We start from the raw sequence: 17,691 nt of genomic DNA, 5'->3' as shown, positions 1-17,691 counted from the left end.
ACTCGCCCCGTAACTGCAACGCCGAGAATATGTTGTACTGAGCACTGCCCCCGCCTAGGTGATCCACCAACCATAAGCGGTATTGCGAACTCGATAACGGCAATGCCTCTCCGGTCCGACTCACCGCCGTGATCGGCGGTAACCGCTCCGCACTCGGCGCTTGCTCGGCAATATAGGCCGCTAACTCACTCAATCGGGGATGATCAAATATGGCTTTTATCGGCAACGCCACTTGGCAGTGTGATCGCACCTCGGCCACTAAACGGATCGACAATAATGAATGCCCACCTAGGTTAAAAAAGTGCGCTTGCCGACCGATGTGCGCGACGTCAATGTCCAGCATCGACGACCATAAACTCGCCAGCAGCTCTTCCAATTCTCCGCGCGGAGCTTCGTAGTTCTCGCCCTGCTCGCCCTCCACCGCTGGCAACGCCGCCTTATCCACCTTGCCATTCGCCGTCAACGGCATCGCCGCCAACAACACATACTGCTGCGGGACCATGTAACTCGGTAACCGCTCACTCAAGCGCGTTCGATACTCATCCAACACACGCTGGACCGCCTCCGCCTCCGGCATCAACTCCGGCACCACATACGCCACTAACCGCTGCTCCGGCGCCTCTCCCTGCACCAACACACACGACGATTGCACGCCCTCGCAACTGTCCAGCACCGCGCCAATTTCACCCAACTCCACTCGGAAGCCGCGCACCTTAACCTGCTCATCTCGTCGGCCCACATACACCAGGCCGCCCGTCTCACTCCAACGCACCAAGTCGCCACTGCGATACCAACGCGCTCCCGCCTCATAACCATGCGCCTCAAATCCCGACGCCTCCGGCTCGCTCACATAACCCAAGCCAACTCCCGCTCCCGCTATGCATAACTCGCCCACACTCCCCGGCGGTTGACTCTCGCCTCCCTCGCCTTGAATGTACAATTGCGTATTCGCTATCCCTCGACCTATCGGCACGCCCGCACTGTCCGGCAACGACGACAACGCCGACAACGACGTCACTCGGTATTCACTGCAACCCACCACCGTTTCCGTCGGTCCGTACTCATTCACAAAGGTCGCATGCGCCAAACGCTCGCCTTTCCAATGCCGTAAGCTCCCAACGTGCCACTGCTCTCCGCCGACCACCACACAATGCTTCGCATCACTGCGCGCCTCTCGATCTAATCCATGCGACAACGCCGTTAAATGCGCCGGCGTGATTTTAAATAAACACGCCTCTTCTCCCATCAAACGCTCTCCTAGCGCCGACAACACATCGCCCTCTTCCGGCAACAACTCCACTGTTCCGCCCGATAATAACGGCGCGTACAACGTCGTGATCGTCGCATCAAAACACAGCGGCGAACTCACCACCGAACGCTCGATGGAATCACCCAAGTAACTCTGCGCATGACTTAAATAATGACTCAAACCTCCATGGCTGATGCGCACCCCTTTCGGTCGACCCGTCGAGCCCGACGTGTACAACACATACGCCTCGTCTTCTCCGCTCACCGTCACATCAACGCTCGTTCGTGACCAATCCGATAACCAGTCGTCGCTCAGCGCATCGTCCATTAACAACACATCAACACCCGACAAGGGTAACCGTCCTAATACCGACTCCGACACCAACACCAGCTCAACGCCCGCATCTTTGAGCACATACTCATGACGCTCCCGCGGATGCTCCGGCTCCAACGCCACATAGCTCGCGCCCGACTTCATCACACCCAACAGACCGATTAGCTGACTCAAACCTCGACCCAGCGCTATCCCCACTCGGCTGCCTTGCGATACGCCCATCTCCAACAGGTAATGCGCCAACTGATTCGAACGCGCATCCAGCTCCGCATAACTTAAACTCGCTTCACCACTCTCCGCCGCCATCGACGTGCCTCGTGACAACACTTGCGCTGACCAGCCCGACAACATCGTCGGCCACAACACCGCCGACGGCTCTCCCGACAACGCATGACACTGCGCTACTCGCTCCTCTTCCGTTTGCAACGGATGCGCATGCACCGCTCGGCTCGGCGACGCCACTATCCCTCTCAATAATCGCTCGTAGCTTTGTGCGTACTCCGCTATCTGCTCTCGGCTGAATAAATCCGTATTAAACGTCCAGCTAACGTGCAGCTCTCCCGCAAACTCCACCACATTCAACTCAAGCTCAACTTTCGCCGTCTGCTGCGGCGTATTCACCGTCGTCACCTCTAAATTCGGAAGCGACAACGAATGACTGTCGGTGTTGTTTAATCCAAACACTATCTGGAACACCGGATCGTGACTCAAACTTCGCTCCGGCTGCAGCGCCTCTACCAATAACTCAAACGGCAATCCTTGATGCTCATACGCGTCCATGATCATCAACTTATTTCGCGCCAATAAATCGTCAAAACTCGACGCTCCACTGAGATCACTGCGCAGCACCACACTGTTCACAAAGAAACCAATCAACGGCGCCACTTCCAATGGCTCTCGTCCCGCTACCGCCGTCCCCACAACAATGTCATCTTCGCCACTGAGTCGACTCAACAACGCCGCAAACGCCGTTTCCATCACCATAAACAGCGTCGCCTCTGACGCTTGCGCTAACTCATTCAACCCTTGACTCAACGTCGCCGGTAATGTTTGATGCAATACGGCACCATGATGCCGTTGTTGCGCTGGACGCCCTTGCTCAAGCGGCAAGCTATGAACTTGCGGGATCCCCGACAACTGCTCCACCCAATAAGCTTCCAACGCTGACCGTGTCGGCCCCTTCAACCACGCTTGCTGCCAGTGCGCGTAATCCGCGTATTGGATGGTCAGTGCTGGCAACGTCGGCGCCTCGCCGCGCACGTAACTGTCGTACAGCGCCACAAACTCTTTCACCAACACCCCTAACGACCAACCGTCCGCCGCTATGTGGTGCACCGTCAACAACACCACATGCGTCTGCGCATCCAGTGCCAATAACTTCACCCGCAGCATCAAATCTTGGCTCAAATCAAACGGCTTGATCGCTTCCTCTTGACCCGCCAACAACACCGCGTCTGCCTGCTCTTGCTCCGGTAAATCGGCCAATGACTCGACGTCCACAGGCACCTCAACCACCGGGCCCACCACCTGCATCACTTGCTCTCCGTCGAGCGCCACATACACCGTGCGCAGCACTTCATGACGACTCAACAACCCCGTCAACGCTTGCTGTAAGGCTTCGTGATTTAACTCGCCCCGCAGTTTTAACGATGTGAATATATTGAATTGAGTACTAGTGCCATTTAAATGATCGATAAACCATAATCTATTTTGTGCAAAAGAAAGCGCTAGACTGTTCGAGCGATCAACAGGTTTAATTTCAGTAGAGGTTACAGAGTCCAAGTTCTGCAAATATTCTGCTAACTCTTCAACCGTGCTGTATTGAAAAAGATCACGAACCGAAAGGTTCCTATTTAACTGCTTATTACACAATCCAATGACTTTTGTTGCTAATAATGAATGACCACCTATTGCAAAGAAATTATCCGTTATACCAACTCTAGAAATACCTAAGCACTCTTGCCAAATGTCACACACTTGTTGCTGTAATTCGTTGATCGCGGGTACAAAATCGCTCGTAAAATGCTCTTGTTGCTCAAAAACCTTCAACGACCGTTTATCAATCTTTCCATTTGAAGTGACTGGCAACTGCTCATGCGTGATAAATATATTCGGAACCATGTAATTCGGGACACTATTGAGCATCAGAGGTTTAATTTTCTGAGCTAATTGGAGTCCGACTTCGAATAGTTGCGGGTGATTATAATGGTAGTTTTGACTGTATTTATCTATGGCTCTAATGCTAACAGGAAGGTTTCTAGAACAAATAAAATCAAGCTGACCAACAGCGCTTTGAGACCATGTAAGGTCACAATAAAAACCATTACTCTCGGCCTGCTCAATAATTAAAAATAGTTCCGAAATGAAATCTGTGGACTCTTTATCAAAAGCAGACAAATCGCCTAGTGGCTTGATGAGCTTAGTTTCTGGCCAGTATCCAAGACCTAAGGATATTTCTAACTCTTTGGAAAGCCGAAGATTTGGAAGACCGTGTACACCAAAAGACTCCAGATTACTGTCAAACAATTCTTTTAGTTGTTCGATCCCTTGATACTCAAACCACTCTGCAACCTGATGAATACTATGAGTATGATCAAGAAAAAGCACCGCATCATAGCGATATCTAAGCATTTCGTTAGATCCCATACCGCGCTTAACTTTTAAATCAACGTTAGTAATACGAGGAAATGTTCGACCTAAAGAGTCAAAATAACTGGGACTTAATAAGAGTTCTTTTTCCTTTTGTCGTAGCGCATTAATTCTATTTTTGAGTTCACTAACAGTAATTGCTTGGTTTAATTTCGACAGCTCTATCGCAGTTAAGTGAGTGTGTAGTAAATCTAAATTACGGATATCACCAAAAAAGATCTTGGCTCCGCTTTCAGTTCGATCCAGACATAACCGAATAACTTCTTCTAAGTAATAAAAGCTGGGAAAATACTGTGCGACAGAATTAATAATTACAAGATCGAATTTTTCATTAATATTTTTAATACTCAAACCATCGCCTTGCGATAAGGAAACATGGTTCCAACCGAAAATATCTAACTGAGGCTGGATTCGACTCAATGCTTCAGGAGATATGTCAATCGCTTTGACATATTCACACTGATTAGCATATCGAAATAGAAGAAGTCCAGTTCCGCAACCAATCTCGAGAACACGTTTCGGACTAAGTTGTAAAATTCGTTTTACAGTCTCATCAACCCATTCACGCATTTCGCGCTTTGGGATTTCTTCACCGCTATAACTGTTATTCCAACCACTGTAGTTGCTTAATACATCATAACTATCAGAAGAGCTTAAATACTCTTCATCAAATACAGACTCCCATTGAGAAATGGTGTCTGAAAAAAGTTTCTTTGTTGCTTGTTGTAAAAAGTCTGTCGATGGACATACATGTGCTACAAGTTGTTGGAAACCATTCTCTTTTATTACTACAGAGGCCGCTGCATCGGATATATCATCCAGCTCTAATAATCGACTCTCAACCTCGCCTAGCTCGACTCGAAACCCATGTAGCTTAACTTGGTCATCCATACGACCTAAATATTCAATATCACCGTTTCCTAGATACCTAGATAAATCACCGGTTTTATAAACCCTCTTCAACTCACCATTTATATTACACTCAAAAAACTTTTCACTCGTTAAGTCAGGTCGATTAACATATCCTCTAGCTAATCCCGCTCCAGCGATATGAAGCTCACCCGGTACCCCAATTGGAACTATATTGAGCTGTTCATCTAGGATATATATTTCAATATTTTGTATTGGCTTTCCGATAGGTACTTTTGAAATAGATAATGCTGGATCAGCATACCAAGAGGTTACGTCAATCGCGGCTTCAGTCGGGCCATACAAATTATGTAATTGAGCCGAACCGCAGCAATAAAATAAATTAACTGTCTCAGGGGGGAGCGCCTCACCGCTGCAAATAACTTGCTTTATGGACGAGCACTCATTCCAAAGTCCACTATTTAGCATTGCTAAGAGCATAGATGGAACAAAGTGAATAATGGTCACTCTCTCACTTTGTATTAAGCGACTAAGGTAAGTTGGGTCCTTATGCCCTTCTGGTTTTGCCACTACTAACTTTGCGCCAAAACTAAGAGGCCAAATGAACTCCCAAACAGAAACATCAAAACTATAAGGCGTTTTTTGAGCCACAACATCATCTACATTGATGTCAAACTCACTCTGCATCCAATCTATGCGATTGTACAATGCACCATGTTCGATCATTACTCCTTTAGGCACACCAGTCGAGCCAGATGTATAGATGACGTAGGCCAAAGACTCTAAAGTAGCATCAGCCGGAGACTTCACTAAATTTGTTGACGGAAAAGCACAGAAACTAGAAGATTTATCTAACGCAAATACATTCTCACCTAAATGATTAAAATTTTCGAGGAACTTACTTTGAGTTAGTATTATTGTTATATCAGCGTTTTCGACTATGTATTCTTGTCGAGCAACTGGAAAGCTCGGCTCGATTGGAACGTAGGCTCCACCAGCTTTTAATATACCAAATATACCGATGACCATTTCTAGGGATCTTTCTACGGCAATTCCAACCTTAACATCTCGATAAACGCCTCTTTCACGCAAAAAGTGGGCAACCTGATTTGCCCTACCATTCAACTCACTATAAGAAAGCTCTTCACCATCAAATGAAACGGCGACATTATTTGGACGGCACTCAACCTGGCGATCAAATAGTTCTAATATATTGTCAACTCTCTTTAATGGCTTGGTGGTATTACAGATTTCAGTTAGCATATCAAGGGAGTCTGACGATGTAATTCGAAGAGAATTAACTGACTTTTCTGGGTTACTCAGCGCATCTTCTACTAAAACCTTAAACGACTTAGAGAAGCGATCAATCGTATCACCACTGAACAAGTCGGTAGCATATAGCCATGTAAGAAGTAACTGGCCACTACTCTCAATAGCCATCAAAGAAATATCGAAAAGTGTCGTTTCGTCACCTTCAAATATTTGTTCTATTTTCAAGTCTGGCAAATCTAACGTTCCACGCTCACTATTTTGAAGCGTTAACGAAACCTGAAACAATGGCGAAGCACTTAAGGTACGCTCTGGTAATAACTCACCAACAAGATCCTCAAAAGGCACTATTTGATGAGAAAAAGCATTTATCGCCAATTGCTTGCTTTTATTTAAAAAAACAGAGAAAGATGGGTTATCTGAAAGGTCATTCCTAAAAATCAATGTATTAACAAAGAACCCTATCAAAGGCTCAATATCAGAATGGTCGCGACCTGCTACGGGGCTTCCGATCACGACATCTGTTTCGCGACTCCAACGACTTATCAAAATCGCTAACAAACTTTGCAATAGCATAAATAGACTGACACCATTTTTCTTTGCAAACTTATTTAACTTGTCAGTAAGTTCATTATCGAAGCTTTGATAAACAGAACTACCACGAAAGCTTTGTTGGCTGGGTCGAGTAAAATCGGTAGGTAAGCTATGTAACTTTGGCAATCCACTTAAATGCTCAAGCCAGTAGTTAAAGCTACTTTTGTATCGATTACTTGTTAGCTCACGATTTTGCCAAGAAGCATAATCAACGTACTGAATACTCAATGGTGGCATTTTTGAATCTATGGCGCCTATGAACGAGCTGTAATGTTGTATGAACTCTTTAATTATCAGTCCTTTTGACCAACCATCCGACGCAATATGATGTACGTTAAAAAGTAGAATGCCGGTTACAATTTCGTTCTCTTGTGAGGTTTTAATAAAACCTGCTCTCACCATTATGTCCGTAGCTAAATTAAATGGCTTTAAACGATCTACCTTTATTATCTCTCTAATTCTACTGGCTTGCTCCTTATCATCTAACTCGCATAAATCCCAAATACTAAGGCAGAAATTCACATCACTAAGTATCTTTTGGACTGGTTCAGATTCCTTTTCTAAATATATTGTCCTTAGAACCTCATGTCGCTCGATGATTTTCTGGATTGCCTTTTCAGCAGCTGCGAGTTCGAATCGACCTGAAACCTTTAACGCGACTGGAATATTATATTGAGCACTTCCATTCTCTAACTGATCGATAAACCATAACCGCTTTTGACTGGATGACAAAGGAAACTCAATTTGCTTGTCTCGATCGATAGGCACTATATCAACAACTGAACCATCACTCTTAACCAGGTTAGAATCAGATAAAAATGCTATCAATTCCGACTTATACATTCGAATAGCATTGGCAACATCTTGATTCATAGCACCCTTAGGTGCTCTGACAGTTAAATCACCATTCCTTTCGGCTATTGATATATTACGAGTAACTAATTGTTCGATTAACTGTTTAAAGTCCATTAAAGTACAAACTCCTCGGCATCTTCGTCCATCGCATCGAATCCAGCATTAATTTTGAGAAGAGCAATATTAGTATCTAATATTCTTGCAATTTCCCTTATCGTTGGAGTGAGAAAAACCTGTTTCACTTCTATCTTTTGCTCAAAACGTTTGTGAATCGCTGTAATTAACCTTATTGCAAGTAAGGAGTGTCCACCTTGGTCAAAGAAACTTGATACCACACAGATCTCACTGTCACTAAGATTGAGTAGTTCGGACCAGATATCGACAAGAGCTTGCTCACTTTCTGTCTCAGCGCTGACGCGAGAATTAATGTACTGAAGCTTAGGCAACTTACTTCTATCGACTTTACCGTTTGGACGATAAGGGAAAGCATCAATAACCTCTATTGCAGCGGGAATCATGTAAGCGGGCAATTTATCTTTTAAGATGCTGAACGCATAAGTCACAAGTTCTTCTGGTGAGTACTCAGAAGAGCTAGACTTTGTTAGATAAGCAATTAAATTCTTACTCTCAGAGAGCAAATCATCGACCAGAACGATAGCTTTAGAAATATGTTTATCATTAAGTAATAGGTTAGCAATCTCACCCAACTCGATTCGGTGACCTCGAACCTTCACTTGCTCATCTTTACGACCAAGACATTCTACTAATCCATTTGGTAAAACCCTGGCCAAGTCACCCGTAGGATAGCGACCGTTAAATGCTGCAATAGCTAAATTTTCCTCTTTAGCATCTATATAGCCAAGTGCCACCGAATCGCCATACAAAACAAGCTCACCAACCACTCCTTTTGGCACTGATTGATTGTTTTTATCAATGACTTCATAGCTTACATTATCAATAGGGCGGCCAATTGGAATTCTAGAGTAATTTCCTTTTGTTACTTCATAATGAAAGACATCGGACATTACCTCGGTCGAACCATACAGATTAACAAGCTTTGCATCGAAAGCATTCTTGAAAAATTGCTTCGCATACGCTTCGGGTAATGGTTCGCCACTAACGAACCAGTATTTTAATTTACTAAGCACAAAATCATCGGTTGAGCTTGAGTTTAAATGTTCTAGCGCTTCATTCACTGCATTCAAGAGTGATGGTGCAGTAACAATTCTGGTTACATTTTTTCGTTGCAAAAATTGGCAAAGACTATCGGGTTGTTTTGCAATATTTCTATCACAAAGTATAAGCTTAGCCCCCCCTGATAATGGCACCAGTAACTCCCAAACCGACCGAATAAAGCCCATTGACGTGATATGAACCGTTACTTCATCTTCTAAAAATGGGTAGTTGTCTAACATCCATGAAATTCTATTCTTAGTTGATCCGTATGAACCCATAACGCCTTTCGGTAATCCAGTAGAGCCTGAAGTAAAAATGATATGGCACGCTGTATTGTCAACCATAGAGACAGAAACGTTAGGCATCGTTCCTAGTGACAGGAATTCTCCGATTAGACTATTAGTCACTAATAATTGACGGTAATTTGAAAGCCACTGATAGACTTCAATAGCCATTTGCTCTGATATGATCAAATCAGGTTTAACCGAGTTAACCATAAAAGCCAAGCGCTCTTGTGGAAGCTCGGTGCTTAATGGAATAAAACAAGCACCCAGCTTGACTATCGCCAAGGTACTTATGACTCGCCACTCGCTTCGAGACGTAGCAATGACAACGCGACTTCCTTTGGAAATACCAAATTCATCTCGCATTTTAAAAGCAAGTTTATTCGCAAGATCATTTAATTGTTGATAGGTATATCTATTGTCATTGAACTCGAGTGCTGTTTTATCTGCTCTTTTTTCCGCTTGTCTTTCAAATAACCTTACAAAATTATATTCATCGTCGATATGATTGGTTTCATCTGTACTAGCGGTTTTACAAAGCGAGTTCGCCCAACCATATAATGATACATTGGCTCTAGGATTAGCACAGATTTGAGAGAGCAAATATTCAAATTCAGATGCTATCATATCGATAGTAGAATGATTAAAGATTCGCGTATCATAGATCCAAGTAAAATCAACCTTATCTTCCTCTACTCGGAAATCTTCTTGTATATAAAGTGTTAAATCGTACTTATTATCTGGCTCTCTCTCATCTAGAGTAGTAAAGACAATACCATCAATTGTTTCTAGTGTTTGCTCGGTATTGTTCAAATTTATCAGCACTTGAAAAATAGGCGGCAACAATGTCTCTCGCTTAGGGTTGATTCGTTCTACGACTGATTCAAATGGAACGTCGTTATACTTCGCTGACTCAAGGTGTTGATGCTTAGAGCGAGCAAGCAAGTCTACAAACTCTGGATCATCAGAAAACTCTGTTCTATACACCTGCGTATTTAGGAACAAGCCAATTAAATCATCTAACTCCTTTACGTTTCTACCTGCTACAGGTGCGCCGACTACTACATCTTCTTCATTGCTTAATCTACCTAGATGAAGAGCTAAAGCAGTCTGCAAAAGCATAAACAATGTTACTTTTTCATTTTTAATTAATCTTCGGATTTGCTCCATCAGTTTCAATGATACAGTGCGTTTAATAGCTCGTCCCTTCCTTGGAGCTTCCGAACGTTTGCTATCTAATGGAATACTATGAGAAATGGGGGCACCATCTAATAGCTCTTCCCAATACTCTAATTGTCTTGAAAGTTCGTTCTTATCTAAAAACTCACGCTGCCAATGAGAGTAATCAACATATTGCACACTAAAAGAGTTTAATGGAGCAATACCGGAATTCAGTAAAGCTTTATATGCTCTGATGAAAGATCGTTCAAGTAATCCAATAGACCATCCATCTGAGACAATATGATGCATATTAAATAACAGAACACCTTCATGCGGTGAAAGTCGTACGAAACTTGCCCGTATCAATAGATCGGAACTCAAGTTAAAAGTGTATTCTGCACTACGATTGATTTCTTGCAGTAAATTTGACTTTTGAATTACATCACTCAAACCGGAGTAATCTATGACATTTAAACTAAAGTCAACATTATCAACTATAATTTGAGCAGGCCCTCTTTCGCCTTCAACAAAAATAGTTCTCAACGACTCATGCTGATCAATTACGCTTTTTATAGCTTGTTCAGCAACCAATACATCAAACTCACCACTAACCTTTAAGGCACTTGGCATATTGTATTCTGGAGAACCGTTTTGGAGGTTATCAATAAACCATAATCTTTGTTGCGCGTAAGATAATAAAAAGGACTCATTATCTCGGGATAACCGCTCTATCGGCTTTCTGACTTTATGTGCATGATAAGAGTCTAGAAATTCACTTAAGCTCTCAATATCTGACTTCTCAAATATCGTCTTTACAGAAACTTCCTTGTTGAAGCAGTGACGAATTTCAGCCACTAACCTGACTGCCAACAACGAATGCCCGCCTATATCGAAAAAGTTCGAGTGAATACTGATGGGCTGATCAATATGTAATAGTTTTTGTAGAATGCCTACTAACAGCCTTTCTGTTTCAGTTGTTGCTTCGACAAATCTTTCTCCATCATACTCATCGGGCTCAAGTAGTAGAGAATGATTAATTTTACCGCTACTAGTCAGCGGAATCTCTGATAGAAAAGCATATGAATTAGGCTGCATGTAGGAAGGCAAATATTCACCACATAGCTTTCGAAGTCTGGCCTCAAGCTCTTCTTCATTTTGAAAGGAGGTAACGAATGCAACCAATCGCGCTGTAAGCTCATGATAAAATACTTTTAGAACACATTGAGAAACATTCGAATCGAGTGCAATTATTGCCTCAACTTCCGCTAATTCTATGCGATAGCCATTTAGTTTTACTTGATTATCTTTCCTCCCTAAAAATCGGTACGAGTCAGAATCTAACTTACATACCAAATCACCTGTTAAATAATACCTTGCATTAATCAGACGTCTTGATTTTATAAACTTATCGTCAGTAAGAGTTGGATTATTTAAATAACCGTCAGCGAGAGACGAACCAGCAATACACAACTCGCCTACGGCTCCATCAGGGAGTAGTTCAAGATCGCTATTTACAACAAAGTGAACAGAATTATCGAGTGTTCCGGAAATAATAGAGTGTGAGTCGAAGGACTGCTCGAGAACGACTTGCTCAATCATCGACCAGATAGTGGCTTCGGTTGGACCATAACAATTGTACAGACTTTTACATCTCGGCAATAAGTATGTCGCCAAACTTTTAGATAGTGCCTCTCCTCCAGTAAGAATGGTTACATCAGCATTTCCTGTCCAATTTGACTCTTTGAATAACTGCCATGTGGATGGCGTACCTTGAATACAGTTGACATCATATTTATTGATGATATTTATGAGCTCTTGAGGATCAATTGACTGCTGCTCAGTTGCTAATATAACTTCACCACCAAAAACAAGCGTTCCAATCATTTCTAAAATTGAAATATCAAAAAGAGGTGTAGTAATAGCTAGAAGCCTATTATCGCTATTGAACACTTTCCCTAATTTTTGCTCGATTGCCGCAAAGAAATTATTAAGCGCACTACGACTAATACAAACACCTTTGGGTTTGCCTGTCGATCCAGAAGTAAACATTATATAGGCTAGTTGAGAATCGAAGCTTGACATCTTCGAATTTTCACTGGACGAATTACTCGATACTTTCGAGTCGATATTAATAAGGTATTTAACTTTATCTTTTATAGCGCGACAATCTTCAGAATCATTATGCAAAACTTTATCAATATTTGCCTCTGCAATTATCGCTAGTAAGCGTTTTTCGGGTAATGAATCACTCAATGAAACGAAACATATTCCCGCGTGCAAACAAGCCAGCATCGTGATTATTTGATCGGCCGTCCTCCCCATCTGAATACCAACCACTTCACCTTGACAAATATCATTTTCGTGAAGCATTCGATTAACAATCAAAATCCTTTGCCACAACTCTTTATAGGAAAGCGTCTGATGTAAATCTCTTACTGCGACAGCGTGAGGTTTAGTGATACTCCAACGTTTCACCGCTTCAATAATATCGATACTAGCTGCTTCGAACTTTAGTAATTCCTTACAGCTCTGCTGCAACGCTTCAACATCACTCTTTGGAGCTGAGAAAAGAGTCCGAAACCTATCGTCGTCAATTTCTGATAGATTATTAATTACGTCAAATAAACGGTCAGCAAGTCGATCTATGGTTTTAGGTTTAAATATCGAACGATCATAAATCCAATCTACAACAATTCTATCTTTCTGATATTTAACAGAAATCTCAATATCATACTTAGCGATGGCTTTACTGGAGCTATAGACTGAAAAGCCTTTATTTTTGGTATCCAGATTTACATGCTCTTGATGTAAATTCAGTAAAATTTGAAAGACGGGCGTAGTTTGCAAGTCACGATTAACAGATAAAAGTTCGACTAATTCTTCAAATGGTAGGTCACTATTCTCTTGAGCAAATATATTGGTAGTTTTAATATGTCGAAAATAGTCTCTAAGACTATCAAAATCAGTCGATGTTTTAAGTGCAATATTATTAATAAAAACGCCAACTGTTTCATCTAACTGACTGGTTGGCCGAGTCGTAATAGGCGTACCAATTAAAACTGTATCCTGCATACTAAACTGTGAGATCACTATTGCAAGCGCAGAGTGAAAGAACATAAAGGGAGTAATTTCATTCTCTTGAACGAACGATAGGGCTCGATTGAGTGCATCTCCTTGCATCACTTTGCTCAACCTTTCTCCTTCTACCGACTTAACTTTTGGACGACTAAAGTCAAGAGGTATTTCATGCACTAAGGGAGCGTCGAGTAACTGCGTTTGCCAATATTCCTTTTGTTTGCTTAGCTCACTATCATTTAAACGCTCATTTTGCCAGGACGCATAATCGATATACTGTAGTTCAAGAGGCCTAACCTCGATCGTTTGACTCGCTAAAGCCATTCTGTAATACCGATAGAAATCTTCAACCAACGTCCCAATAGACCAGCCATCACAGGCAATATGATGAACAACGATAATTAAATATCCTTGGGAGTTAGGTGAATGTACCTGGGTAGCTCGTAACATTAGGTCTTGAGTAAGGTCAAACGAGACATCACCCTCAACTCTTATAATATCGTCTATCTGTTCACTGCTAGTTAGCTCTGCATTCGCTAAGTCAAATTTAATATTCTCTAGCGCGGTAACTTTTTGAACAACGTTCACATCTTCTTCATGATAGGTCGTTCGTAATACTTCATGGCGCTCGAACAAAGCCGAAAAAGCCTGCTTACAAGCATCAACATTTAAGTCATGCTCTAAATGAATGGCATAGACCAAATTGTTTTGGCTACTAGTTTGATCAAACTGCTGTAAAAACCATATCCTTTTTTGTGCAGAGGAAAGTGGAAAACTATTTAAACTTCGTTCGACTGGGCGTAAAGACTTTGAGAAATTCTTGCAGGCCTCAGAACCTTCTATTAGCTTTGCTAGCTCAGCAAACCTTGGATAATCAAAAATGTCTTTAGCTGAAATATTAACGGAGTAATTTTCTCTAATATTATTGAGAAGCTTGATAACCATCAAAGAGTGACCACCTAACCTAAAAAAGTTAGAAGTGGTATTAATTTGATTAGAATCAATTCCTAACAACTCGCCCCAAATACTGGCTAACGTTTTTTCTAATCCAGTTTGAAGAGGCTTTCCTGCTTCACTCGACTCCATAATCAACGGATCAGGTAACTGTCCTTTGTCTACTTTTCCATTTTCCTTTAGCGGCAAGCAATCTAGATATATAATATTGTCAACTATCATATACTCAGGTAAATGCTTAGACATAAGGCTATCAAGCTCTTCCCTGTGCAATGTCGCGTCGATTCTTTCACTTTGATTTAAAACGATATAGGCAACTAACGTTTTACCATCATCATTCCCATGCACAATTACTTTTGCATGAGTAACATGACTATCCTTTAACAATACCGCCTCAACTTCAGCAGGTTCAATTCGGTAACCCCTAATTTTAACTTGTTCGTCAATCCTTCCTAAACACTCGATATATCCAAGTGAATTAATTCTTCCTAGGTCACCTGTTTTGAAAACTTCAAGTTCATCAATACGTGTAAATCCGTTTTTCTGCCCCACCGGCTTCGTAGTATATCCACCACCTACTGGTGCACCTGACACACATAATTCTCCAATGAATCCATCAGGCAGCAAATTATCTAATGCATCGACAACAAATATCTTCGTATGACTAATTGCTTCGCCGATCGGAACATACGTAGATTTCTCGGCACCATTAACCTTATAAATACTCACGTCTGACATTACTTCGGTAGAGCCGTAAAGATTATAAAAGGTTATGCGGGGAAAACGCTCTACTGCTTTCTGACAAGTAACCGCTAGTAGTGGCTCACCGCTGACAAACCAATGGCGCATCGCAGGAAGCAAGTCTGTTACTCGCGGTTTTACCTCTAAAATTGCTTTTAACAATGAGGGTGCAGATACTATTCTTGTAATAGCTTTAGATTGCAAAAATTCAACTAACTCTTCTGTGCTTTTAACGACCTCTCTCGGACATAAAACCAGTTTCGCTCCACCTGACAATGGAACAAACAACTCCCATATTGCGCGGATAAAAGCCATAGAAGTGATGTGAATAAACGACTCGTTTTCAATGAAAGGCAGCTCATCTAACATCCAATGAATTCGATTAATCGTAGAACCAAACGTTCCAATAACGCCTTTCGGGACACCCGTTGATCCTGACGTATATATAATATGACATTCTCGATTTGCGTCTTTAACAATGGCACATTCAAAATCAGTAGGCTTTGATTTCAGCGCTAATTGCACTTCGTCGCTTTCGATGATTACCACATCGTCATTTAGATAGTTCGATGGAATTCTCGATAGATTTAGCTCATCGGATACTATTAACTTAGGTTTTGCATCTTCTATAATCTGCAAAATTCGAGTTTCAGGAAAAGATTCACTGACGGGAATAAAGCTCGCACCTAGATAATTGACTGCCAACAAAGAAACTACGCGCTCCACATGACGACCGGTAGCAACTAGTACCCTATCGCCTACAGTCACGCCTCGCTTCATAAGTAGAGCTGAAAAAGACTTTACTAGACCAACTAACTCTCCGTAAGTATAGTCTTTTTCATTATGAGTCAATGCAATACTGCTAGGTTGTGAGATGGCTTTTTGATTAATCAGAGCTATATGATTATAGTTTTCTAGTTCATCAGCCGTTTCGCTAGTGGCCATAGAAACATTACTAAAGCCATGATTCAAAACTCCTCGATCTGGATTCTCGATTAGGTTCCTTAAAAGATATTCAAACTCTCTCTTATACTTACCAAAAGAATAACTACTAAACTTACCGGCATCGTACAACCAGTTTAAATTCAGACTGTCTCCACTATCTTGTATATATAATGTAATATCGTATTTATTCTGTAAACCTACAGTCTCAATTGGCTTAATTAATTCAACATCACTATGCAATTCAACTTCAGATGAATAATCCATATTTACAAGAATCTGAAAAATCGGAGAGGTATTTGTTCGCTCTCCGATTACTTCTTGAACAATCATTTCGAATGGCACACCAGAATATTTGGCAGCATCCAATCTAAGGTTCTCGGATGTTCGCAATAGAGATCTGAATGTCGGATTATCCCGAAATTGAAAGCGGCTTATTTCAGTATCAATTAATAATCCAATAACATCTTGTAGTTGAGAGTTATCCCGTCGACTAACTGGCATTCCAAATACGACATCATGTTCATAACTAATGCGTCCAATTAAAATCGCAAATGCAGCCTGAACAATTAGAAACAAAGATACATCATTAGCAGATGAAAAAGATTTAATTTGGTCGTACAAAGATCCTGAGACACTCAAGCTCTCAAGCGCAGCGGCTGCCTCCGACTCTTCAGAATCAAATGGAATGGAATGACTTTTCGGGGCATCTTCTAAATATTTCGCCCAAAACGCTAACTTATCTTTAAATGCATCGGAAGTATTGCTTTTGCTGTTCCAGTAAGCGTAATCTTCAAACTGAATGTCGGATTCGGGTAACCTATACTCTGCAGGCAACAGTTTATCATCATAGAAAAATAAGAATTCTCGCATTATCATCGGAATAGATTCACCGTCAGAAATCGCATGGTGAATCGAGAAGACTAAGTAGCGTTTGTCAACGCTATCTAGCGTGCAGCCAATCATCGAACACCTAATGAGACTATCATTTTCCAGATCGAATCGACGGCTTCCGTACTCTGCTATAGTACTTTTAAGTTCAACTTCACAAGTATCACCAAGCTCAATCGATTCTATAGAAAACTGAACGCTTGAACTTTCTTTGAGAAACAGGTCGCCTTTACGTTCTAATAAATTCGATCGCAAGATTTTATTTCGAGCAATTACCTTTCTAAACGCTGTTTCTGCCTGCGCTTGATTAAAAGTAGACGCGACTTCAAATGCAGAATAAATATTATTCTTCGAGTATTTAGAACTATGTTCTAGTCTATCTAGAAACCAAAATCGACGTTGAGTAGAAGTCGCTTCAATTTGCGAGACAGAATCGCTTGGTATTTTAGGAATCGACTTTTCTGAAAAGTCTGTATGCTTAGCCTTACCTAACCACGCTATTAATCTTTCTTTGTTGTCTCTAATAAGACCACTAAGTTCGGGCGTCATTGCTCCCTTTTCAGAGCGAGCTTTAAGTTTGCCACCCTCTAAATACAATTGAATCTTACTTTCAGAAAGAAACCTTATTATTTCTTCTTCTCTCTCCAT

The 17,691-nt window shown here is 41.8% G+C and carries 2 protein-coding genes (1 of these 2 running past the window's edge); both read right to left on the bottom strand.

The window, feature by feature from the left end:
* Window positions 1-7,933 carry the 5' portion of a non-ribosomal peptide synthetase gene (locus tag Q9312_RS19140; RefSeq protein WP_309202464.1) on the bottom strand. The gene continues 2,858 nt to the left of window position 1, outside the view, so the window shows 7,933 of its 10,791 coding nt (coding positions 1-7,933); it begins with the start codon at window positions 7,931-7,933; its stop codon lies off the left edge, out of view.
* A complete protein-coding gene (dltA, locus tag Q9312_RS19135) occupies window positions 7,933-17,691 on the bottom strand; it encodes a D-alanine--poly(phosphoribitol) ligase subunit DltA (RefSeq protein WP_309202463.1) in 9,759 nt (3,252 codons plus the stop codon). Before dltA ends, Q9312_RS19140 begins: the two co-directional genes overlap by 1 nt.

The sequence above is a fragment of the Pleionea litopenaei genome, from assembly GCF_031198435.1.
GTDB lineage: Bacteria > Pseudomonadota > Gammaproteobacteria > Enterobacterales > Kangiellaceae > Pleionea > Pleionea litopenaei.
Note: the sequence above shows the minus strand (reverse complement) of the source record. Positions and strands in the feature narration are given on the sequence as shown.